The organism is Candidatus Thermokryptus mobilis, assembly GCF_900070205.1.
Classification (GTDB): Bacteria; Bacteroidota; Ignavibacteria; order Kryptoniales; family Kryptoniaceae; genus Kryptonium; species Kryptonium mobile.
The window spans coordinates 15,883-37,715 of the sequence record NZ_FAOO01000014.1 but is presented as its reverse complement, the minus strand read 5'-3'; the positions used below and the strand labels follow the sequence as shown (position 1 = coordinate 37,715).

Below are 21,833 nucleotides of genomic sequence, written 5' to 3'. Positions count from 1 at the left end.
ATTATACAAAAATTTTGAAATAGTTGCAAATGCTCATAAAACCATTGTCAGAAGCGCCATTCTTACAAGTAGTCCGTTGCGAGTTTGTTTGAAGTAAACAGCCCGTGGATCGTCATCAACCTCAATTGATATCTCGTTTAACCTTGGCAAAGGGTGCATTATTATTGCCCTTTGTTTCAACTTTTGAAGCATATCTTTATCAATGAAATAGTTTTTAACCGTTTTCTCATAAAGTTCAATTTTATCGCCGAATCTCTCCTTTTCAATCCTTGTCACATAAACCACATCAACTTCAGATATGACTTTGTTTAAGTCATTTTCAAGCGTGAACCAAACGTTGTGTCTCGTTAAATAATCTTGTATATCCTCTTTTATCTGGAGGAAATCGGGCGCAATGAAGTAAAGCATGACCCTTTCAAATTTCCCAAGAAGGTAAGCAAGCGATCTTACGGTTCTGCCTTGTTCAAGGTCTCCGACAAATGCAACTTTAAGTCCATCAATGTAGCCAAGCTCTTTATAAATTGTGTAAAGATCTAAAAGAGCTTGTGTTGGATGTTGTCCGCCTTTCCCATCGCCGGCATTTATTATGGGAACTTTTGAGACAAGAGATGCTCTTTTTGCAGCTCCAATTTCAGTATGTCGCAAGACGATGACATCTGCAAAGTTTGATACAACCCTTATTGTATCCTCAAGCGTTTCACCGCCAATGACAGATGAAAACATATGGGCTTGCTCTGTTGTTATGACTTTTCCGCCAAGGCGATACATCGCCGACTCAAAAGAGAACCTTGTCCTTGTTGAAGGAGCATAAAATAAAGAAGCCATGATTTTGTTTTGATAGTCAAGGGTTCCGCCCCTATCAAGTATTTTTTCCATTTGATCCGCAACTTGAAAAACCTCGTGAATAAGAGGAAGCGTAAATTGTTGCGATTCAATCACATGATTTAACCTTGGCATTTTTCAAAATTTATTTTGATTTGACAATCCTTGTTCCTGCCTTTCCAAGAACTGCTTGAACTAAATTTTCCGGTGAAGTTATAATTGCACAATTGCCCCCATTACCGATGAAATCAACTACGGCTTCAATTTTTGGTCCCATACTTCCAGCAGGGAAATGTCCCTCTTCATAAAACTTTTTTGCCTCTTCAATACTTATCACATCAAGCGCCCTTTGGTTCGGTTTCTTATAGTTCAAATAAACTTTATCTGTGTCGGTTGATATGATAAAATAATCAACCTCAAGATATTTCGCCAAAACAGCCGAAGCCCTGTCCTTGTCAATTACAGCTTCAACCCCTGCAAAGTGTTCATCTTTTTTAACGACTGGGATGCCTCCACCTCCTACTGCTATTACGACCATACCATCTTCAACGCATTGTTTGATCGCTTCCTTTTCAATTATGTCTATTGGTTTCGGGGAAGGGACGACCCTGCGATAACCTCTTCCAGCATCTTCAATTATTTCCCATCCTAATGTCTTTTTCCTTTCAGCTTCTTCTTTCGTGTAGAATGGACCCACTGGCTTACTTGGTTTAGTAAACCCAGGGTCGTCTTTATCTACTAAAACTTGTGTTATTATCGTGATGACTGGTTTTTTAATCCCTCTTTTCCAGAGCGACTTTTGAATTGAGTTTTGAAGTATATAACCTATCTCGCCCTGCGTTGAAGCCACACATACATCAAGAGGCATAGAATAAACTTGTCCAGCTCCTGCTTCAACCCTTATAAGTTGAGCGCCAACCTGAGGTCCGTTCCCATGAGTTATCACAAGATCAAAATCCATTTCAATTAGCTCGGCTATATATTCAGCTGTCCTTTGAGCATTTTCAAATTGTTCTTCTATTGTTCCCCGTTGTCCTGCTCTTATAAGGGAGTTCCCACCAATGGCTAAAAGAGCTTTTTTTGATGCCATATTTTGAAATTTTTTGTTTATCTATCTTTCATCAACTCATACATTATCGCCTTTTGAACATGCAGACGATTTTCCGCCTCTTCAAATACAACGCTATTTGGTGAATCAATTACATCATCTGTAACTTCCTCACCGCGATGCGCTGGAAGACAGTGCATAAAAATTGCATCTGGTTTAGCCAGTGAGAAAAGTTCCTGATTTACTTGATATGGTTGGAAAATTTTTTTCCTTATCTCTGCTTCAGCTTCTTGCCCCATGCTTGCCCAGACATCGGTGTAAACAACATCAGCGTCTTTTATACCTTCTGTTGGATCATTTATGATGTTTATTTTAGCACCTGTAAGCTTAGCATCTTCAATAGCAAGTTGATAGATTTCACGCTTTGGCTCATAACCTTTTGGTGTTACAGCCCAGAAATTTACACCGAGTTTCGCAGCTCCAAACATCAGTGAATGGCAAACATTATTTCCATCACCGATGAAGACAACCTTTAATTTTTTTAAGTCCCCCTTCTTTTCAATCATTGTGAAATAGTCAGCCATAGCTTGACACGGATGGAGGAGATCCGTAAGACCATTTATGACCGGGATTTTAACTGCCCTTGCAAGTTCAAGGACTATTTTATGTGCAAATGTTCTGATCATGATTGCATCAACCATTCTCTCAAGTGTTTTACCTACATCATAAACCGATTCCCTTTTGCCCATTTGAATATCTGAGGGAGCAAGATAAATCGCATCGCCACCAAGCTGACGGATTCCAACTTCAAAACTTACCCGCGTTCTCAGCGATGGCTTTTCAAAAATCAGAGCAAGGATTTTACCCTCAAGTGAGTTTGAAAATTTTTTAGGATTTGATTTCATCTCCTTAGTTAACTCAAAAATCCGATTGATTTCTTCAATCGTTAAATCATGAATTGAGATAAAATCTTTGTTTCGCATTTAATTTCCCAAGTTTATTTTTTGATGTTCTTTTTAACGAATTCCTCAAGTATGTCTTGTAGGTCTGGCTTACCTATTTCTTGAAGTTCATATCTAACTCGGACACTTGGCTTGTTCATCTTCAAAATCCTTCTCAGGTCAATTGGAGTTCCAATTATAACTATGTCCGCTGGTGTTCTGTTGATTGTTTTTTCAAGCTCTTTTATTTGTTCTTTCCCATAACCAACCGCTGGAAGTAAATCTTTTATTTGTGGGTATTTTTTGAATGTCTCTTTTATTGAACCAACAGCATAATCACGAGGGTCAACGAGTTCCTTTGCCCCGAATTTCCTCGCAGCTAAGACCGCTGCACCATAACTCATCTCTCCGTGAGTAAGTGTTGGACCATCTTCAACCGCAAGAGCTCTTTTGCCTCGTATCAACGCACCATCTTCAACAAAAATCGGTGATGCTGACTCAACTATTATTGCTTTTGGATTGACCTCCCTTATATTTTTCCGCACAGTTTCAACATCCTCGGGTCTTGCAGAGTCAACCTTATTTATAACAACCACATCAGCAATTCTTAAATTTGAACTACCAGGGTAGTAAGTTAATTCATGCCCGGGTCTATGTGGATCGGTTACCACAATGGTTAAATCTGGTCTGAAAAATGGCATATCGTTATTTCCTCCATCCCAAACTATAACATCAGCTTCACTTTCCGCTTGACGGAGGATTTTTTCGTAATCAACGCCCGCATAAACTACTCCACCATTTACAATATGTGGTTCATACTCTTCCATTTCTTCAATTGTGCAGTTTTGTCGTATCATATCTTCAATTGAAGCGAATCTTTGAACAACTTGTTTTCTCAAATCGCCATACGGCATTGGATGTCTTACAACGACAACTTTCAATCCCATTCCTCTTAACAATTTTGCAACCTTTCTTGATGTTTGACTCTTTCCACAACCCGTTCTTACAGCTACAACAGCCACAACTGGAACTTTACTTTCAAGCATTGTTTGATTTAACCCAAGCAATCTGAAACTTGCACCAGAGGAAATCACCCTTGATGCTCTCTCCATAACATATTGATGCGAAACATCAGAATACGAAAACACAACTTCATCAACTTTGAATTTCTTGATCAATTCTTCAAGCTTTTCCTCGGGATAAATTGGAATTCCTTCTGGGTAAAGTTTGCCAGCAAGTTCAGGCGGGTATTTTCTATTTTCAATGTTTGGAATTTGTGTTGCGGTAAAGGCGATCACTTCGTAATTTTGATTATCCCTGTAAAACATGTTGAAATTATGGAAGTCACGACCAGCAGCTCCCATGATAATGACTTTTGTCCTTGGCATAAAACCTCCTTAAAAGTTTTTGATTTTGGAGTTATAAAAGAAATTGAATTTGTAGCGGGGGGAAAAGAGGTGAAAGGGAAGTGCCTAAGTTTTGTGGTCTTTCGCAATTATTTGTCTTTGTTTCGCGGACATAATTGAATTGTCGCTTGAAAAGATTGTAATTCTTTCGTAAATTACACCAAAATATAACCAAAAAATTTGAAAAAACAAACTTGCAAAAACTTAAACACAAAGGGAGGTGCGGTATATGTTCAAAGATTCAATTGAATTGAAAAATTATCTTACTGGTATCGTTGAGTTCAATGGCGATGTCAATATCCTTGACCCCGTAAAATTACGAGAGAAAGCAATTGATGAGCTTGTTTATAACGCTGTTTTCAATCCTGATGAAAATTTGAAGATGGAAATTCGCAATTTGATAAGGAAAATCGCTCGTAAACTTGGGATAGTACCGTCGTCAATACAGCCATTTTATGAGGCGATGGGAAGAGGTGAAGTTGGTGGATTTACTGTTCCTGCGGTAAATATAAGAGGATTAACATACGATGTGGCTCGGGCTTATGTAAGGGCGGTAAAGAAACATAATGTCGGGGCTTTCATCTTTGAAATAGCCAAGTCCGAAATCGGTTACACTTTCCAAAGACCGAGCGAATATACCGCTTGTGTTTTGTCCGCATGTATAAAAGAAGGTTATCAAGGACCCGTTTTCATTCAAGGAGACCATGTTCAAGTAAGCGCAAAAAAATATAAAGAGGACCCAGAAAAAGAGATCAACTCATTGAAAGAGCTTGTCAAAGAGGAAATTGAATCTGATTTTTATAACATTGACATTGATAGTTCAACGCTTGTTGATTTAAGTAAGCCGACGCTTGATGAACAGCAACGCCCAAATTACGAAGTTGCAGTTGAAATGACCGAATACATAAGAAAACTTCAACCTCAAGGGATTGAAATTTCCGTCGGTGGAGAAATAGGTGAGGTGGGCGGTAAAAATAGCACACCCGAAGAGTTAAGGGCTTATATGCAAGGTTATCTTAAGCTTTTAGCCGAGAGGGGAAATTACAAAGGTATAAGTAAGATAAGCGTTCAAACAGGGACAACACACGGTGGAATACCTCTACCTGATGGAACGATAGCACAGGTTAAAATTGATTTTGAGACATTGAGAGTTCTCTCGGAAGTGGCAAGGAAAGAATATGGATTATCCGGGGCAGTTCAACACGGGGCTTCAACTTTGCCTGAGGAATTATTTGATAAATTCCCCCAGGTTGGAACTGCCGAAATTCACCTTGCGACTGAGTTTCAAAATATGATTTACTCAATGTTACCAGATGATTTTAAGCGTGAGGTGTATGAGTTCTTAAAGAAGGAATTCAAAGATGAATGGAAAACAGGAGATACCGAGGAGCAATTTATTTACAAGACAAGAAAGAAAGGTTTTGGACCTTTCAAAAAGGAATTTTGGGATTTGCCACAATCATTAAAGGAAGAGATTGGAGTTGCGCTTGAGAAAAAGTTTAGTTTGCTTGTTCAGAAGCTCAATGTCGTCAACACCTATGACCTTGTCTGCAAGTATGTTAAGTGAATCAATTGGGAGGGTTATATCCCTCCCTCTTTCAAAAATTTTTAATGGGAGCTTCATACGTATTTTTTGCCTTGCTTTTCTATTTGTCTTAGTTTGTAAATCATCCGCCTCAGAAAATAAAATCTTGATAAAATTTTACGACGGGGATAAAGAAAAAATTCTAACTTATGAGCTGAAACGACCAACGGTTGCTCTTGTTTTAAGTGGGGGTGGGGCAAGGGGCTTGAGCCATATCGGGGTCTTAAAAGTCCTTGAAAAATATAACATCCCAATTGATTATGTTGTTGGAACAAGTATGGGAAGTATTGTTGGAGGGTTATACTGCGCTGGGCTTAAATCAGAAGAGATTGAAAAAATCGCCTTGTCTACGGATTGGAGAGAGGTGTTAAGTTTAGGCGAGGGCGAAGATAGGGCAAATCTCTTTCTTGAAAGAAAGTATTTAGTTGAAAAGAGCTTCCTTTATTTCAGATTCAAAGGTTTAAAACCATTGCTTCCATCTTATGTCGTGTCGGGTCAACGAATAACTGAATCGCTTTTCAAAATTTTTTTCAAAACGCCGTTTCATTATATCACAAATTACGACAGTTTGAAACCAAAATTTCTCTCTGTCGCAACCGATCTCGTCAGTGGGAAAAGGGTTGTTTTTTCAAGTGGGAATCTTGTTTATGTCGTCAGGGCAAGTTCTACGATTCCACTCGTCTTTCAACCAGTTGTAATTGACACGCTCGTCCTTGTTGACGGAGGTTTAATTTCAAATATACCGGCTGATGTGGCAAGAAACCTCGGCTGTGACATCGTTTTGACAGTTGACGCCACAAGCCCTTTGCGTACACCAGAGGAAATTCAACTACCTTGGAATACGGCTGATCAAATTGTCGGGATAATGATGCAACTGTCAAATAAATTTCAACTTGAAAATTCGGATATAGTTATAAAACCAAAACTTGATGAAATTTCCGCATCGGACTTTGACAAGGCAAAATATATAATTGAAAAGGGGAAAGAAGCAGGCGAAGAAAAAATTTTTGAAATTATCACGGCGTTAAAAAATAAATTTTTACTTGTCGGTGATGACGAACCCGTAAAGATTTCAAATTATCGTTTGGTAATTCAAGGCGACGGATTACCTGCAAATGTCGTTGATGAGATTTTCAAAGCAGATGGATTCTCAACCGAAGAAATGGCAAAAGCGCTTATTGATCTTAAATTAAAAGGGGGATACAAACGAATTGATGTTAAGGTAAAGAAGAAACAATCGTCATTTGATGTTGAAATCTGGACCAAACTTAATCCAGAGATAAAAGTTGCTGCTGTTTTCCCGCAATCCGTTGAAAACTTTCAAATAAGTTCTGATGATTTCATAGACAACGGCTTCATCTCATTTGAAGCGAACGATTCAAGCTTTATTTTTTATCCGAAGGACAAACTTTTTTATTCAGATGAAAATGCGAATGAAATAAAAAGACGGGTTCTAAAGGTTTTTAGGAGTGCAGGTTATCCATTCGTTAAGATAAAAGGTTTTGAATTTGATAGTTTAAATGGAGTTCTCAAAATTTATATCACCGACGGCTATGTATCTGGTGTTGAAATTTCGGGGAATAAGAAAACGAAGGGTTATGTGATTTTAAGAGATGTTTTATTTAAGCCAGGTGAAATTTTGACCGAGAGGGGAATAATTCAAACGCTAAAAAACTTATGGGCGACTAATCTTTTCTCACAGATCAAACTTGATTACAAAGTTAATGATAGTGTTAAAGTTTTCATTGATTTTATAGAATCGGCATCTCAATTTTTACGGCTTGGTATAAGGGTTGATAACGAGCGTGGCGCTCAAATTTTTTCTGATTTCAGAGATGAAAATTCATTCGGTTTGAACGATGAGTTTGGATTGACTTTTCAAGGCGGGATGAGGAATTCAAGTTTAAAAATTGAATACAAAGTTGATCGTCTTTTAAAAACTATATTGACATATCGTTTTGGATTTTTCCATAACGAGCGGAATGTTTACATTTATAAAACTTCGTTTGGGGAGCGCTCTTTTTCGCTTTCAAATCTCGGTGAGGTAAAATTTATTTGGGCGGGGTTTGAGATTTCCACAGGTGGACAATTTGAAAGGATAGGGAACACACTTTTGAAATATCAGCTTGAAAAAGCAATTGTCAAAAACATATCCATCGCCGATTTCAAGAATGAGGAAAACCTGATCGGCAAGCTGCGGTTAAACATAGAAATTGATTCAAGAGATAAAGCATATTTCCCAAATCGCGGTGTTTATTTAAATGCTTTTTATGAAACAGCGCAGAAATTTCTCGGATCAGATATACCTTACTCAAAAATTTTTTTCTATTACGAAAATTACAACACTTATTTTAAATACGGCTCATTGAAATTTAAATTTTTGTTCGGCTTGTGTGATGAATCAACCCCCATGTCACAGCAATTTTTCCTTGGCTCTATAACTGGTATAAATTCGTTTTCCGGGATGAGAGAGGATGAAAATTACGGAAGACAGATAATTTCTCTTGGCGTTGAAGCGAGATTTAAAACTCCAATGAAAGTTATATTTGACAATTTCATCGCACTGCGTTATGATATTGGTTCAGTTTGGGGAAAGTTTGAAGCCATTAGATGGAAAGATTTAAGACAGGGAATTGGAATTGAATTGGGGTTTGATACGCCGATCGGTGCAATGAGATTTAAAGTTGGAAAAAGTTTTATTTTCAAAAGATTGAAACAAGATGTATTGCTTTGGGGTCCAAGCATCCTTCAATTTTCAGTCGGTTTTGAGTAGGTTTAATATGTATGAGGATAAATTTAGAACAAATGTCTTGATGTGGGTATGGAGAAAATTTTTAAGAGTATCTCAATAAAATTTCTGAAATTACCCGTCGTGGCGATGCCCGTTTTGAAGGATTTTTTTCATTTGTATTGCCTTCAGCATTAACAGCGGAATCGCTTTCAAGAGAGCTTGCCAGGAGGACACGTTTTTTACGAGATGAGGTTATTCGTCCAGAACTACAGCAAAAGCAAAGGGATGTCTACGGGTTTTACGAGGCGTTTAAAAAGTTTTTAATTTCTGGCTTGAGTGAAGATGAATTCGCTTATCTTTACGCACAAAATTATCTACACGAAAATACTGGAGTCGTGCTTAGTATCTAACCACACCAGCGAGATCGGTTACGCTTTTCCCCTCTACCTTTACCCCTCCACTGACTCCCCAAACATATTACGGCAAGAAAAGCGACCTAATCTGGCGGAGTGGCTTTTGATTCATCTCAACATCGGGTGTATATCAATTCAGAAAAGTATTTTGAGGGAATCACACCTGAAATGTGGGATTACCAAATCGGTGGATATAAAGTTTTAAGTAAGTATCTAAAAGATCGCAAAGGTAGATATATGGATGACCCAAAGCGTTATATTCTTATTGCGACCGCAATTGCCCTAACGATTGAAATTCAGAAGGAAATTGATGAACTATATCCGGATGTTGAGAGCAATGTCATTCAATTTCAAAAATGATTCTATTTGTTAATGCCTAAATAACGACTTTAGCTTTTCTACTTTTATCAATTTAACTTTTTTCCCTTCTACCTCTATCAAACCTTCTTCGTGAAATTTTCTCAATGTCCTTGAAATCGTCTCTGGGATAGTGCCAAGATAAGTCGCAAGGATTGTCCTTTTAACGATGATTTCTTTGACACCGTATTTTTCATACTCTCTGTAAAGATATTCAGCAAGGCGTGAACTTACATCCATAAGCGTCAAGTTTTCTATCTGTTGATTTAAACTTATCAATCGTTTTGCAAAACCATGCAACATTTTAAGACATATCCCAGTGTTATTCTTCAAAATCTTTAAGAAGCCATCCTTTGGGATGAAAATTAAAGTTGAGTTTTCAAGTGCTTGAGCGCTTGCTGGATAAGTTAAGCTTTCTTCAAGAAAAAGCGGGACCTCGGCAAATGAACCAAACGGCTCAATTATGTGAAGTGTTATCTCACGCCCATCCGGATTTGATTTGTAAACTCTAACAACCCCTTTTATGACTATGAAGAAGCCAAGATATGGATCACCCTCAAGAAAAATCGTTTCCCTCTTTTTGAAGTTCATCAGCTTTGAAAAACGCATAAATTCCCTTAGCTCGTCTGGTGAGAGTTCAGAGAAAAAAGGGATGTTCCATATAGATTCGCTTTCAGGGAGCATTGCGTTTCTTTTTTCTTTTAAGTTATTCAAAAAATGTCAAAGAGGGCAAATTTTATCCCTTGAAGGTTGAGCGCAGGTTTAAAAATAAGAAGATGAGGGAAATTATGCTGATAAATCCGGAAAGACCGAAAAGTATTAGAAGAAATTTTGTAACGATATAACCAAACCCCGACAAATAGTGTGGTATCAAAGTTGGCAGGACTCTTGAAATTACAGAGATATTTCCGAATAAAAAAGTCAAAAAGACGAATTTTTTGTGTGCTATTTTATTTTTATGCATAAATCCCGGCAACATCCTTTGTGCCATTCCTAAAATTAAAAGCGTGATGAAACCAAGCAAGAACGAATGACGAATCGGGTCATCGCCATAATGAATTGATAATCCAAATAAAGTAAAACAGCGAGCTAACAAGTCAAGGAAAAGCGAAATCAGCAGCCATATATAAGCCGAATAAATTAAAAGTTCAAATTTGCCGAACTCTCCGTAATCTGAATAACCCTTTCTCGGTTTCTTTTCAATATTTGTTATCACTTCGTTTATTCCATCTCTTCGCCAAAATGGCGATTTCGCAAGGTATAAATCTGGTAAGAAAACGCGCCCTATAATCCCAGACACAAAGAGAAGCGATAAAATTAAAACATCGCTCAAAATTGCAAATAGGTTTGAATCAAAAATTTGCAGTGCTTCGTAATATATAGGCGCACTTGAAATTTCGTAAATGAGTGTGATTAAGATATAGACATAGCCGAGATGTTTTAAAATTTTTCGTGGAGGCGCAAGATGTATGTAAAGTGGGAAGTTTAAAATTGAAAAGGCAAAGGAAATGGAGAAAAGGGATAATCTCATAAAAACATCTATGCTCCACTTATTCCACGCAAGCCAGTCATAACGGTCAAGGAAAATTTCAAAGAGTTGAACGAGCCAGTAAATTAGCCACCCGATGATGAAAGAGATAAAATAAGGTTTTACTAAATTGAATCCCTTTCTTTTGAATTCGGTTGCTTTTAAAAATGATTTTAACAGAAGTGCAAGGTAAAGAAGTGTTCCAAGGAATTCAATCACATTCCCAATTTTTGATGACAAAGTAAAGAATTTCAAGATTTTTTCATTTTCAACATAAGGTGCCCAGAATTCCGAATTCGCCCTGATTAAAATCCCTGAAACGGTAAGGAAGAGAATTATTTTTAAAGTGCTTCGTTTTTCAATTGGTACACTTGTCATTCTTGGAATAAAGTGCAAACTTACACCGATTATAAACAAACCAACCCATCCGGCAAGTTGTAAATGTCCATGGGTTTGAATCCATACATCAAGTGCCCTTGGAAGCGAGAGGTTAAATCCAATTTGCATTGCAATATGTGCACCGAGCATAAAACCACCAAAAATTCCAATACCAATCGCCCACCAGATAAAACCAACCTGAAATTCTTGATGATTTTGTTTCACGAGTTATCTTTACTTTAGGTTTCTCAAGACATTGAAAATGTAAAGGATGAAAATCACGAAGTGAAATGTCCCTGTTATCCAACCAGACCATTTCCAAAGTTCCAGAGAAACAGGAGCGATAAAGTCACCTATTAATCTTGCGATTGTCATTGCTTGAAATAGATAAAAAAGGAAACGAGATGGCGGTTTCTTCGGCATTTTTTTGAGAGTTGAGCCGAGAACAATTGGAGCATGGGACAAAATCATTGTGAAAATGAAACCAAGTCCAATTGAATGAAAAATTACATCTTTTGCAAGCGGTATTGAATTCCAAATCGTCAGAAATACACCGGCAAGAAAAAGCCAGATATATGCAATTGTCAGCGTTTCCCTTGAAAATTTTTGGAGACCTGAGATTGGCGTTTTAAATTTATTTTCTCCAAATTTCGCCATCATACTTGCGTCGTTGAAGAACATCCCAATCGTTGTAATTATCAAAGCGACCCCAATTATTTGAATTGCCATTTCATAAACAAGCAAATTAAAAATCAAAAAGACGGAGTATAAAATTAAAAGTGCATAAACCAACTTTGCTGTAAATTTTTTAAAGCCAAGCATCAGCTCAATCCTTTCAACTCCAATGACACATATAGCAAATGATAGACCAGCGATAGCTGAAATCGGGCTTTCCGCAAGCCCGTTTGTTTTCATAAGGGCTAAACTTAAAAGAATGTATGCTATAAATTCAATAAGGGGGTTCCATAAATGTTTAAATGTACTGTATGCTATCCAGCGGTGAATTCCCCATCCAATAAGTGAGATTAAATTAATTGCTTTAAAGACGATAGGTTCAAGGTGGACTGTCAAGCTTGATAAAGCCCAGAGAAATGGAACCCAAAGCAACCATTTAACAGGGAGAGCAAGCATCCTTTCAAAAATTATCAATGTACCAAGAAATGCACCAACCATTATATTCCCGTGCGGTGGTAAAAACTCCGGTATAGACGGAAGCAAAAACCCACGCGTTAAAGCGATCCTCCAAACGCCGATCACAATAGCAAGGACAAAAGACAAAGCGCCAATCAACATTGAAAACTTTAAAATTCGCCTTTCCATAATTCATGCTTGTTTAGTTATTTTCACACACCAAATGATCGGTCCAGTCAATACATATTCCCACTTAAATTTTCCTTCTCTTTCGGCTTGAAATTGATAAAAAAGCGGTTTTGGGTCATGGTCGTTGATAAGGATAAAACTTTCACCTCCTTTTAGTTTATCAAATTCACCAAAAATTATCCCATGTCTTTGAACTGGTTCCACATCTCTCACATCAAGAATTTTTGACTTGCCGAAAACTTTCTCCTTGATTTCTTCTATCAATTTATGGTATTCCTTATGTTTTCCCGCACCAATTTCTTTTATTTCAAATTCTTCAAATTTATCAAAGATTTCATGCTGAGTTTTTTCGCTAAGGTGAATATTCGCCATTACAAAAAGCACATTATTCTCTTTTTGAATGTGTTCTTCAAGAAGTTTCACATAGTTTGATATGGTTTGAGATATTCTCTCGTTATATATTTCGTCTTGCTTTATTTTCAAGATCTGGATATACTCTTTAATTTGTCTAAGAAGACCTCTACCTATTTCGTGTTCATAGAGCATTACTTGTATTGGACCATTCTCTTTTGGGATTCCTGCTTCTTCAAGCGCTGGGAAAAGTATTCCTTCTTCTTTTCCATGATGGCATTTATCTGTGAAATTAGTGAAGAAATCAAGGAGTTTTTCGGTGTCTTCAACATTGTTCTTTGTTGCTTCAAGCAGAACGGTTGCAAGGCGGATAAGATTGTGTTCCTTTTTGAGTTGTTCTGTTGCTTTCATGGTAAAAATTCCTTTTTTCTATAAAATTAATTTCCGCGTGCTTAAAAAACATTGACTTAGGTCAGTTTTTGGAGGGATTTTTGGGGGTGAGGTAGCGCCCCCAGCGGGATTCGAACCCGCGTTCCAGGCTTGAAAAGCCTGTGTCCTAGGCCTCTAGACGATGGGGGCATCGTGGGTGAGTAGCGGGGCTCGAACCCGCAACCTCCAGGGCCACAACCTGGCGCTCTGACCAGTTGAGCTATACTCACCGTAGGACAATCAAAATATAGAAAATTTTTTTCTGTTTTGCAAATTTTTTTAATTTTTCAAAAAGTCAATTGGCTGGAGAAATGAATTTTTACATCGGTGTTGATGAATCAGGAAAAGGTGATTTCTTTGGACCGCTTGTGATCGCTGGAATTATCTCAAATGATGAGGTCAATCAAAAGTTAATTATGCTTGGCGTCAGGGATTCAAAAAAGCTTTCAAATAAGAAAATCGCTGAACTTGCGCAGGAGATCAAAAAAATTTGCATTTACGAAATCGTTGTGATTAATCCGAAAAGATATAACGAGCTTACCCAGAAATTAAACCTTAATCGTATACTTGCTTGGGGTCATGCGCGAGTGATAGAAAATCTTTTGGAAAAAGCCGAATTGGGGAAAATTGTTTGCACTATGGCTATATCGGATAAATTTGGCGATGAGCATTACCTTATTGAATCCTTAATGACGAAAGGTAGGAGAATTGAACTCGTTCAAAGACATAAAGCTGAAACAGACCCAGCTGTTGCATCTGCTTCAATTTTGGCGAGAAATGAATTTTTATCCCGATTGAAGCTTTTATCAGAAAAGTACAAAATGGAATTTCCGCGTGGGGCTTCTTCAAAAGTTGTTGAGGTTGCTGGTGATTTTGTCAAGAGATATGGAAGGGAAGAATTGATTAGTGTCGCAAAGATACACTTTAGGACAAGTAAATTGATCGGGGTTTAAATTTTGAATTTTTACGGTGCTGTTTTTATATTTTTCAATAAATTTATGTAAAGAGTTCCAAACAAAACTCCAAGTCATTGATGAAGATGGATGTCACGAGGATAAGAAATTTTTGCATTATAGCGCATATTGATCACGGGAAGTCAACTCTTGCGGATCGCCTTCTTGAGAAAACGGGGACGATCCCGCCAAGGCAAATGGTTGAGCAAGTTCTTGACAATATGGACCTTGAGAGGGAGCGCGGTATAACGATTAAATCACATCCCGTTCAAATGAAATACATCGCAAAAGATGGCAATGAGTATACATTTAATTTAATTGACACACCAGGACATGTTGATTTCACTTATGAAGTTTCGCGCGCTCTTGCTGCAAGTGAAGGCGCGATTCTCGTCGTTGATGCAACTCAAGGTGTTGAAGCTCAAACTATAAGTAACCTTTATCTTGCTGTTGAATCGGGGCTTGAGATAATACCGGTGATAAATAAAATTGATTTACCGGCTGCTCAAACGATGATTGAGACAGTGAAGGGTCAGATTATTGATTTAATCGGATGCAAGGAAGATGAGATTTTACTTGTCAGCGCAAAGACAGGTTTCGGGGTTGACGAACTTCTTGAGGCGATCGTTCAAAGGATTCCACCTCCAAAAGGAGACCCACAAGCACCTTTGCGCGCCTTAATTTTTGATTCAAAATATGATTCTTATCGTGGCGTCGTTGTGTATCTTAGGGTTTTTGATGGCGAATTAAAAGAAGGTGATAAAATTATGTTTTTTGCTAACGGAAAGGTCTTTGAAGCTGAGGAAGTTGGGATTTTAAAACTTGATAGAGTAAGGACAGGTAAACTCACGACTGGAATGGTTGGATATTTAATCGCTGGCGTTAAAGATGTACACGATACGAGAGTTGGGGACACGGTGACTATCGCAAATAATCCAGCAAAGGAACCGCTTCCGGGTTATCGTGAAGTAAAACCGATGGTTTATGCAGGGTTTTATCCCGCTGACTCGGAAAATTATCAAGAGTTAAGGGATGCCCTTGAAAAATTGAGGTTAAACGATGCAGCGATCGTCTTTGAGCCGGAAAGTTCAACCGCATTGGGTCACGGATTTAGATGTGGCTTTCTCGGTCTTCTTCACATGGAAATAGTTCAAGAGCGTCTTGAAAGGGAATTCGGGCTTAATATTGTAACGACTGTTCCAAATGTCGTCTATAAAGTTGTGAAGCGAAATGGAGATGTAACTTACATCAACAATCCAACTCAAATGCCAAATCCTGGTGAAATTGACCATATTGAAGAACCGTATGTTAGGGCGCAAATTATAACACCATCTGAATTTATCGGGGCTTTGATGAAACTCTGCACCGATAGAAGGGGAATTTACAAAACAACACATTATGTCTCCGCTGATAGAGCTATACTTGAATATGAATTGCCACTTTCTGAGATAATTTTTGATTTTTATGACAAGCTGAAATCGGTTTCAAAAGGATATGCTTCTTTTGATTATGAGTTCATTGAATATAGAGAGTCAGACCTTGTTAAGTTAGATATACTTTTAAATGGTGAGCCAGTTGATGCACTTTCATTTGTCGTGCATAGAAGCAAAGCTTATGACTACGGTAGGAAATTATGTTCAAAACTAAGGGAGCTTATACCGAGACAACTTTTTGAGGTTGTGATTCAAGCAGCGATTGGAAGTAAAGTTATTGCAAGGGATGTGATTAAACCATTGCGGAAAAATGTCCTTGCAAAGTGTTACGGCGGTGATGTCACGAGGAAGAGAAAACTTCTTGAAAAGCAAAAGGAGGGGAAGAAAAGAATGAAGCAAATAGGAAGGGTTGAGGTCCCGCAAGAAGCTTTCCTCGCAGTTTTAACAATAGATAACGATTAAAACAAAATAAAAATTCAAATGCCCGCAAAAAGTAAACCCTCTTCAAAATCAAAGAAAAAACCAGAAACATTAAAAGAAAAAATATATCATTTCATAAAGGAATTCGTTGTTGTGTTCGGGATTTTCATTGTTCTTAACAGTTTCGTCATTGCATCGTTTGAGGTTCCAACTTCATCAATGGAAGATACAGTTATGGCTGGTGATTTTTTGTTTGTGAATAAATTTATTTATAATCTCGCCACACCGCGAAACATACCGCTTACTTCTATACGGCTTCCCTATGTCGTTATTCCAAGTTTGTGGAAAGTTGAGCGTGGAGATGTCGTCGTATTTGAGTTCCCAGGATATAGAGATGAGGTAAGGCATCCAGCGATGATTTATTACTTAAAAAGATGTATTGGTGTTCCCGGGGATACAATTCAAATAATTGATAAAGTGGTTTATGTAAATGGGGAAATTTTCCCAAATCCGAAATATGTTAAATTTGAAAGACCGTATGTATTCCCCAAGGACCAACCCGACCCAAGAATTTTCCCCAAAGGAGCGCCATTTAATGAAGATAATTACGGTCCGATCATCGTTCCTAAAAAGGGTGATACTATTAGGTTAAGCATTTCAAATTATGATATGTGGGAGACATTCGTGAAAAGGGAGGGACATAACATTGAGTTAAGAGATGGCAAAATTTTTATTGATGACGTTGAAAAATATGAGTATGTGGTTAAACATAATTATTACTTTATGATGGGAGATAACAGGGACAATAGTTTGGATAGTAGATTTTGGGGGTTCGTCCCGGATAAATACATCGTTGGCACACCCATTATAGTTTATTGGTCTTGGAATCCGGAAATTCCAATCTACAATATCTTCGCTAAAATTTCTTCAATCAAGTTCAGTAGAATAGGTATGATAATAAAATAATTCTTCCTAAAAATGGAGGAAAGCAAGCCAGAAATTTTTGCCGAGGAAAATGTCAATTCAAGGGATTGGCTAAAACCGATTTTAATTGCGGTTATTGTCGCTTTTTTCGTGAAAACATTTGCCTTTGAAGCTTTTAGAATTCCCTCCGGTTCAATGGAAGATACATTGTTACCCGGGGACTTTATTATAGTTTGTAAATTTGGATTTGAAGTGAAAACACCAAAAAGGATTCCTTTTACAAATATTGAAATTCCACAAGTGACGATAATTCCTCGTTTTTCACCAATTAAAAGGGGAGATGTAATAGTTTTTCATTTTCCAGGTGAGAAAAACGAAGTTAAACCCAGGGAAAAAGTGAATTATATAAAAAGGTTAATCGGTTTGCCCGGGGATATCGTTCAGATAAAAGATAAAGTTATCTTCGTAAATGGCGAAAGATTTAAAGAGCCCTCCACCGTTAAGGTCAATTATGAATATGTTGTGCCAAAGGGCTTGGAAAATCCGTATATCTTCCCAGAGGGTTCAAACTTTAATGAGGATAATTACGGACCAATTATCGTCCCTTATAAAGGTATGAGCGTTAAACTTGACCAGGGTAATTTAAAACGATGGAGAATTTTAATTGAAAGAGAAGGGCATAAGATTGATGTCGCTGATGGAAAAATTTATATAGATGGCGTTCAAACTGATGAGTATGTGATTGAAAAGGATTATGTCTTCGTGATGGGCGATAATAGAAACAATAGTTTGGATAGCAGATTTTGGGGATTCGTCCCTACCGAAAATATCATTGGGCGTGCGTGCTTAATCTATTGGTCTTGGGATTCAAATATATCATTGATAAATTTAACTGAAAAAATAAAATCAATTAGATGGGAAAGGATAGGCAAGGGAATTAAATGAGTGGAATTTATATTCACATACCTTTTTGTGAAAGGAAGTGCATTTATTGCGATTTTTATTCGGTTGAAAATTTAAATTTGATTGATAGATTCACTGAATCACTTTTGAAAGAAATTGAAATTTTTTCAATTGAGACGGATTTTTTCAATGATTCAATTTTTGATACTATCTATTTCGGTGGGGGTACTCCTTCACTACTTGAACCCGCACAAATTGCAAAAATCCTGAACGAATTATCGCAAAGGTTCAAAATTTCATCCAACGCTGAAATTACACTTGAAACGAATCCCGGGACAGTTGACAAGAGAAAACTTCTTGAGTTTAAGAATTTGGGCGTGAATAGGATAAGTTTTGGCGTTCAATCTTTCTTTGACGATGATTTGAAATTTCTCGGGCGGATTCACACAAGTGAAGATGCTTTTAAATGCATAAATGATAGCTTTGATGTTGGCTTTGAAAATGTGAGCATTGATTTGATTTTTGGTTTGCCTGGGCAGACGGTTGAAAAATGGTTGGAAAATTTGAAGTTTGCTGTCTCTTTAAATGTATCTCATATTTCGGCGTATAATTTAATAGTTGAAAGGGGCACACCACTTCATGAGCTCGTTTCACTTGGTAAAGTTGAGATTCCAGAGGATGAAATACAAGCTCAACTTTATGAAAAGACAATAGATTTTCTTGAAAATGCCGGATATGTTCACTATGAGGTGTCAAATTATGCTTTTGATGGGTTTGAGTGTAGGCATAATTTAAAATATTGGCAATATGAAAATTACATTGGCTTTGGTCCATCGGCTCATTCGTTTTGGATCAATAAAAGGTGGTGGAATTACGCTAACTTGAACAAGTATATAAATGCGATTGATTTGGGGAAAATACCCGTGGCGAATTTTGAAATTTTAGACGAGGAAAAGATGATTGAAGAATTTATTTATCTTGGTTTGAGAAGTAAAGGAATTAATGTTGCGAGGTTCAAAGAAAAATTTGGTTTTGAGTTTGTGGATGGCGATATTAAGGACGAGATTAAAGAATTTGAGAGAGCTGGTTATATATCCATTAATGGTGATTTTATTAAGCTTACACCAAAAGGTTTTCTTCTTTGTGATGAAATTGTGTTAAGGTTAATTTCAAAAATAAAATTTGTTATGAAATGGGAAAGTTAAAGTTAAATCACGTTGTCGCTTTTGTTTTGTTTTTGATTTCGTTAGTAGTTTTTGCTTTAACTGTTCAACCGAGCGTTCCTTTTTGGGATTGTGGTGAATTCATCGCTGTAAGTTATACGCTTGGGGTTCCACATCCACCTGGGGCGCCATTTTTTATAATTCTTGGCAGAATTGCAACTTTATTGCCTATAGCTGAAGACATCGCTAAAAGGGTTAATTTGGTAAGCGCTTTTGTAAGTGCTTTAACGGTTATGTTCCTTTATCTTATCACGGTTAGATTGATATTAAGATGGAAGGCAAATCCACAAGATTTCGTTGATAAGCTTATCGTTTATGGCGCACCTGTGGTTGGAGCTTTGGCGCTTTCTTTCAGTGATACTTTTTGGTTCAACGCGGTTGAAGCGGAAGTTTATGCAACGAGCTTGTTTTTGATGAGCTTTGCAATATGGCTTGGTATGGTCTGGTTTGAAAAGGCAGATAAAATTGAAAGCGACAGGTTGATTCTTTTGATAGCTTATGTTATCGGTTTGTCAATCGGTGTTCATCTTTTGAGCATACTTACGATTTTCACGCTGGCGATGCTTGTATATTTTAGGTTTAGGGAAAAGGTTGATATTAAAAGTTTTACAGTGATGGGGATAATCGCTGTCGGTATATTCTTTCTGATCTATAAGGTTATAATTTTTTGGATACCTTCAATGCTTGATGATATGCCAGCTGTTCCTGCGGTTATTGCACTTGTCGTTTCATACGGGATTTATTATTCGTATAGGAATAAGCAAAGAATTTTATTCAACTTTTTGATGGGTATTTTTTTAGTTTTTCTCGGGTATACGACTTATGCGTTGATAATAATAAGGGCAAATGATAAGCCTGCTATAAATGAGAACGCTCCTGATAATCTTGTTAAATTTGTCAAATATCTTGAAAGGGAGCAATATGGTGAACAACCTTCACCATTTAAAAGGCGTTGGAGTCAGGAACCAACGCATCAGGAAAATTATCAGAAATATCAAAGTGATTGGGATTTCTTTTTGAGATATCAGTTAAATCATATGTTTTTTAGATATTTCTTCTGGAACTTCGTTGGTCGTGCTGGTGATGTTCAAGATGCGCCTGCTGTCTTCTTGAAGTCCGAAAGCGGTTGGGGAAAACCGAGCGAATTCCCAAACAGATATTTCGCACTGCCACTTTTATTGGGGATTTTTGGATTATATTATCATTACAGAAAAGATTGGAAGATGTTTTTATCATATCTTGCTTTGTTTCTTGTGACAGGTATTGGTCTTGCGGTTTATCTTAATATGCCTGAACCACAACCAAGGGAAAGGGATTATGTTTTTGCTGGTTCTTTTTTCGCTTTTTCAATTTGGATCGGCATCGGCACAGCTGGTTTGATTGAGTTAATAAGCGATTTAATTCAATCGGAGAAGATGAAGAAAATTTATTCTGTTGGAGTTCTTGCGGTTGCAATTTTTGTTGTTCCCGTGAATATGGCAATTCAAAACTGGGATGACCACGATAGAAGTGGAAATTATGTCCCCTGGGATTATTCTTATAATTTGCTTCAGAGTTGCGAGAAAGACGCGATTCTGTTCACTAACGGAGATAATGATACCTTCCCGCTTTGGTATCTACAAGAGGTTGAGGGCATCAGGACAGATATAAGGGTTGTAAATTTAAGCTTGCTGAACACTGATTGGTATATACTTCAGTTAAAGCATGAAGAACCACACGGGGCAAAGAAAGTTCCAATTAGTTTGAGCGATAACATAATCAGGCGACTGGGTCTTGTCCAGTGGGAACCGCGTGATGTTTCAATACCTGTGCCGAGGGAAGTTTATGAAAAATTCGGGATAAAAGATACTTCAATTATAAATCAGGGTAAAATTACATTCCGAATGCCCAATACTATTCAGTTTGGGGAGATAAAAGCAATAAGAGTTCAGGATATTATGGTTCGTGATATAATTGAGACAAATAAGTGGGAAAGACCGATATATTTTGCTGTCACAGTTTCGCCTGACAATTTCATTGGGCTTGATGAGTATCTGCGTATGGAAGGACTTGCTTATAGAGTTGTTCCGTTTAAAAACCCAAAGGGCTCACCGACATTTGTGGAGGAAGAAGTTATGAAAGAATGTTTATTTAATGAACCGGAAGGTTTCTATCGTGAACCAAGATATGGCTTTAAATTTAGGAATTTAAACAATCCAAATGTTCATTTCTTTGAGACAGATAGGAATTTGATGCAGAATTATAGGAATGCTTTTCTGAAACTCGCAATTTATTATTACGAAAACGGGCGCGATACCGCAAAAGTTATTGAAGTGCTTGATAGAATGGAAAGCAAAATTCCAAATGATGTTTTACCAATGGATTATAGACTTAGATATGATGTTGCTCGTTTGTATGATATCGTTGGGGCAAAGGAGAAATTTATGAAGATAGCCAAGGAGATAGAGCCGATAGCTTTGGAACAGATAAATCGTGAGCCGATGAACATTTATGGAGAGTATAATCCGTATGTAATTCTTGTGAATTTATATGAGATGATGGGAGAATATAAAAAGGCGATAGATATTTTAAACAGGGTTCTTGTTTATTATCCTCAGCAATATCAACATTTAGTAAAGGAGAGAATATCACGACTTGAAGAGAAGATGAAGGAGAATAAAAAATAAGA

18 protein-coding genes and 2 tRNA genes are annotated in these 21,833 nt (G+C 37.3%); 10 read left to right on the top strand and 10 right to left on the bottom strand.

What is annotated here, in order from left to right; all coding sequences use genetic code 11:
• Positions 1-33: 33 nt before the first annotated feature.
• From pyrB to FKZ43_RS09020, 4 genes are read right to left on the bottom strand one after another with little or no spacing between them, the layout of a single operon-like run.
• Positions 34-957 (bottom strand): aspartate carbamoyltransferase, encoded by a 924-nt coding sequence (pyrB, locus tag FKZ43_RS09035; protein WP_140945562.1) that lies wholly within the window; start codon positions 955-957, stop codon positions 34-36.
• A 10-nt stretch (positions 958-967) separates the two neighbouring features.
• Positions 968-1,912 (bottom strand): carbamate kinase, encoded by a 945-nt coding sequence (gene arcC / locus FKZ43_RS09030; protein ID WP_140945561.1) that lies wholly within the window; start codon positions 1,910-1,912, stop codon positions 968-970.
• Positions 1,913-1,929: 17 nt separating this feature from the next.
• A complete protein-coding gene (argF, locus tag FKZ43_RS09025) occupies positions 1,930-2,853 on the bottom strand; it encodes an ornithine carbamoyltransferase (RefSeq protein WP_140945560.1) in 924 nt (307 codons plus the stop codon).
• Positions 2,854-2,867: 14 nt separating this feature from the next.
• The gene (locus FKZ43_RS09020; protein ID WP_140945559.1) at positions 2,868-4,199 is read right to left on the bottom strand and encodes a cyclic 2,3-diphosphoglycerate synthase; all 1,332 of its coding nucleotides are present in this window, start codon (positions 4,197-4,199) and stop codon (positions 2,868-2,870) included.
• 247 nt (positions 4,200-4,446) lie between these two features.
• Between FKZ43_RS09020 and FKZ43_RS09015 the strand changes: the two genes are divergently transcribed.
• From FKZ43_RS09015 to FKZ43_RS09000, 4 genes are all read left to right on the top strand, one after another.
• A complete protein-coding gene (locus FKZ43_RS09015; RefSeq protein ID WP_140945558.1) occupies positions 4,447-5,784 on the top strand; it encodes a class II fructose-bisphosphate aldolase in 1,338 nt (445 codons plus the stop codon).
• Complete coding sequence (locus FKZ43_RS09010; protein WP_140945557.1) at positions 5,741-8,575, top strand: patatin-like phospholipase family protein; 2,835 nt, start codon at positions 5,741-5,743, stop codon at positions 8,573-8,575. Before FKZ43_RS09015 ends, FKZ43_RS09010 begins: the two co-directional genes overlap by 44 nt.
• Positions 8,576-8,712: 137 nt before the next feature.
• A complete protein-coding gene (locus tag FKZ43_RS09005; protein WP_140945556.1) occupies positions 8,713-8,943 on the top strand; it encodes a hypothetical protein in 231 nt (76 codons plus the stop codon).
• A gap of 99 nt (positions 8,944-9,042) precedes the next feature.
• Positions 9,043-9,306, top strand: coding sequence for a type ISP restriction/modification enzyme (locus FKZ43_RS09000; RefSeq protein WP_140945555.1), 264 nt, complete (start codon positions 9,043-9,045; stop codon positions 9,304-9,306).
• Between the two features lie 9 nt (positions 9,307-9,315).
• Here the strand turns inward: FKZ43_RS09000 and FKZ43_RS08995 are convergent, their stop codons facing one another.
• From FKZ43_RS08995 to FKZ43_RS08970, 6 genes are all read right to left on the bottom strand, one after another.
• Positions 9,316-10,017 carry a Crp/Fnr family transcriptional regulator gene (locus FKZ43_RS08995; RefSeq protein WP_140945554.1) on the bottom strand — a complete coding sequence of 234 codons (702 nt, stop codon included), beginning with the start codon at positions 10,015-10,017 and terminating at the stop codon, positions 9,316-9,318.
• A 22-nt stretch (positions 10,018-10,039) separates the two neighbouring features.
• Positions 10,040-11,434, bottom strand: a complete 1,395-nt coding sequence (locus FKZ43_RS08990) for a hypothetical protein (RefSeq protein ID WP_140945553.1) — start codon at positions 11,432-11,434, stop codon at positions 10,040-10,042.
• A 9-nt stretch (positions 11,435-11,443) separates the two neighbouring features.
• The gene (locus FKZ43_RS08985; protein ID WP_140945552.1) at positions 11,444-12,529 is read right to left on the bottom strand and encodes a DUF8744 domain-containing protein; all 1,086 of its coding nucleotides are present in this window, start codon (positions 12,527-12,529) and stop codon (positions 11,444-11,446) included.
• Positions 12,530-12,532: 3 nt separating this feature from the next.
• Positions 12,533-13,291, bottom strand: coding sequence for a DUF2249 domain-containing protein (locus FKZ43_RS11695; RefSeq protein ID WP_140945551.1), 759 nt, complete (start codon positions 13,289-13,291; stop codon positions 12,533-12,535).
• 95 nt (positions 13,292-13,386) lie between these two features.
• Positions 13,387-13,459: transfer RNA gene (locus FKZ43_RS08975), tRNA-Glu, on the bottom strand.
• A 6-nt stretch (positions 13,460-13,465) separates the two neighbouring features.
• A tRNA-His gene (locus FKZ43_RS08970) sits at positions 13,466-13,539 on the bottom strand.
• 24 nt (positions 13,540-13,563) lie between these two features.
• Here FKZ43_RS08970 and rnhC point away from each other — a divergent pair.
• The 6 genes from rnhC to FKZ43_RS08940 all read left to right on the top strand — a co-directional run bounded on the left by rnhC (position 13,564) and on the right by FKZ43_RS08940 (position 21,831).
• Entirely contained in the window at positions 13,564-14,262 is a 699-nt protein-coding gene (rnhC, locus tag FKZ43_RS08965; protein WP_268904470.1) for a ribonuclease HIII, read from the top strand.
• An 80-nt stretch (positions 14,263-14,342) separates the two neighbouring features.
• Positions 14,343-16,157 (top strand): translation elongation factor 4, encoded by a 1,815-nt coding sequence (lepA, locus tag FKZ43_RS08960; RefSeq protein ID WP_235894729.1) that lies wholly within the window; start codon positions 14,343-14,345, stop codon positions 16,155-16,157.
• Positions 16,158-16,175: 18 nt separating this feature from the next.
• Entirely contained in the window at positions 16,176-17,081 is a 906-nt protein-coding gene (gene lepB, locus FKZ43_RS08955) for a signal peptidase I (RefSeq protein WP_140945549.1), read from the top strand.
• A 12-nt stretch (positions 17,082-17,093) separates the two neighbouring features.
• Positions 17,094-17,984: a signal peptidase I gene (lepB, locus tag FKZ43_RS08950; RefSeq protein WP_140945548.1), complete on the top strand. Its 891-nt coding sequence runs from the start codon at positions 17,094-17,096 to the stop codon at positions 17,982-17,984.
• A complete protein-coding gene (gene hemW, locus FKZ43_RS08945; RefSeq protein WP_140945547.1) occupies positions 17,981-19,147 on the top strand; it encodes a radical SAM family heme chaperone HemW in 1,167 nt (388 codons plus the stop codon). Before lepB (FKZ43_RS08950) ends, hemW begins: the two co-directional genes overlap by 4 nt.
• Positions 19,135-21,831 (top strand): protein O-mannosyl-transferase family, encoded by a 2,697-nt coding sequence (locus FKZ43_RS08940; RefSeq protein ID WP_140945546.1) that lies wholly within the window; start codon positions 19,135-19,137, stop codon positions 21,829-21,831. Before hemW ends, FKZ43_RS08940 begins: the two co-directional genes overlap by 13 nt.
• Positions 21,832-21,833 lie beyond the last annotated feature (2 nt).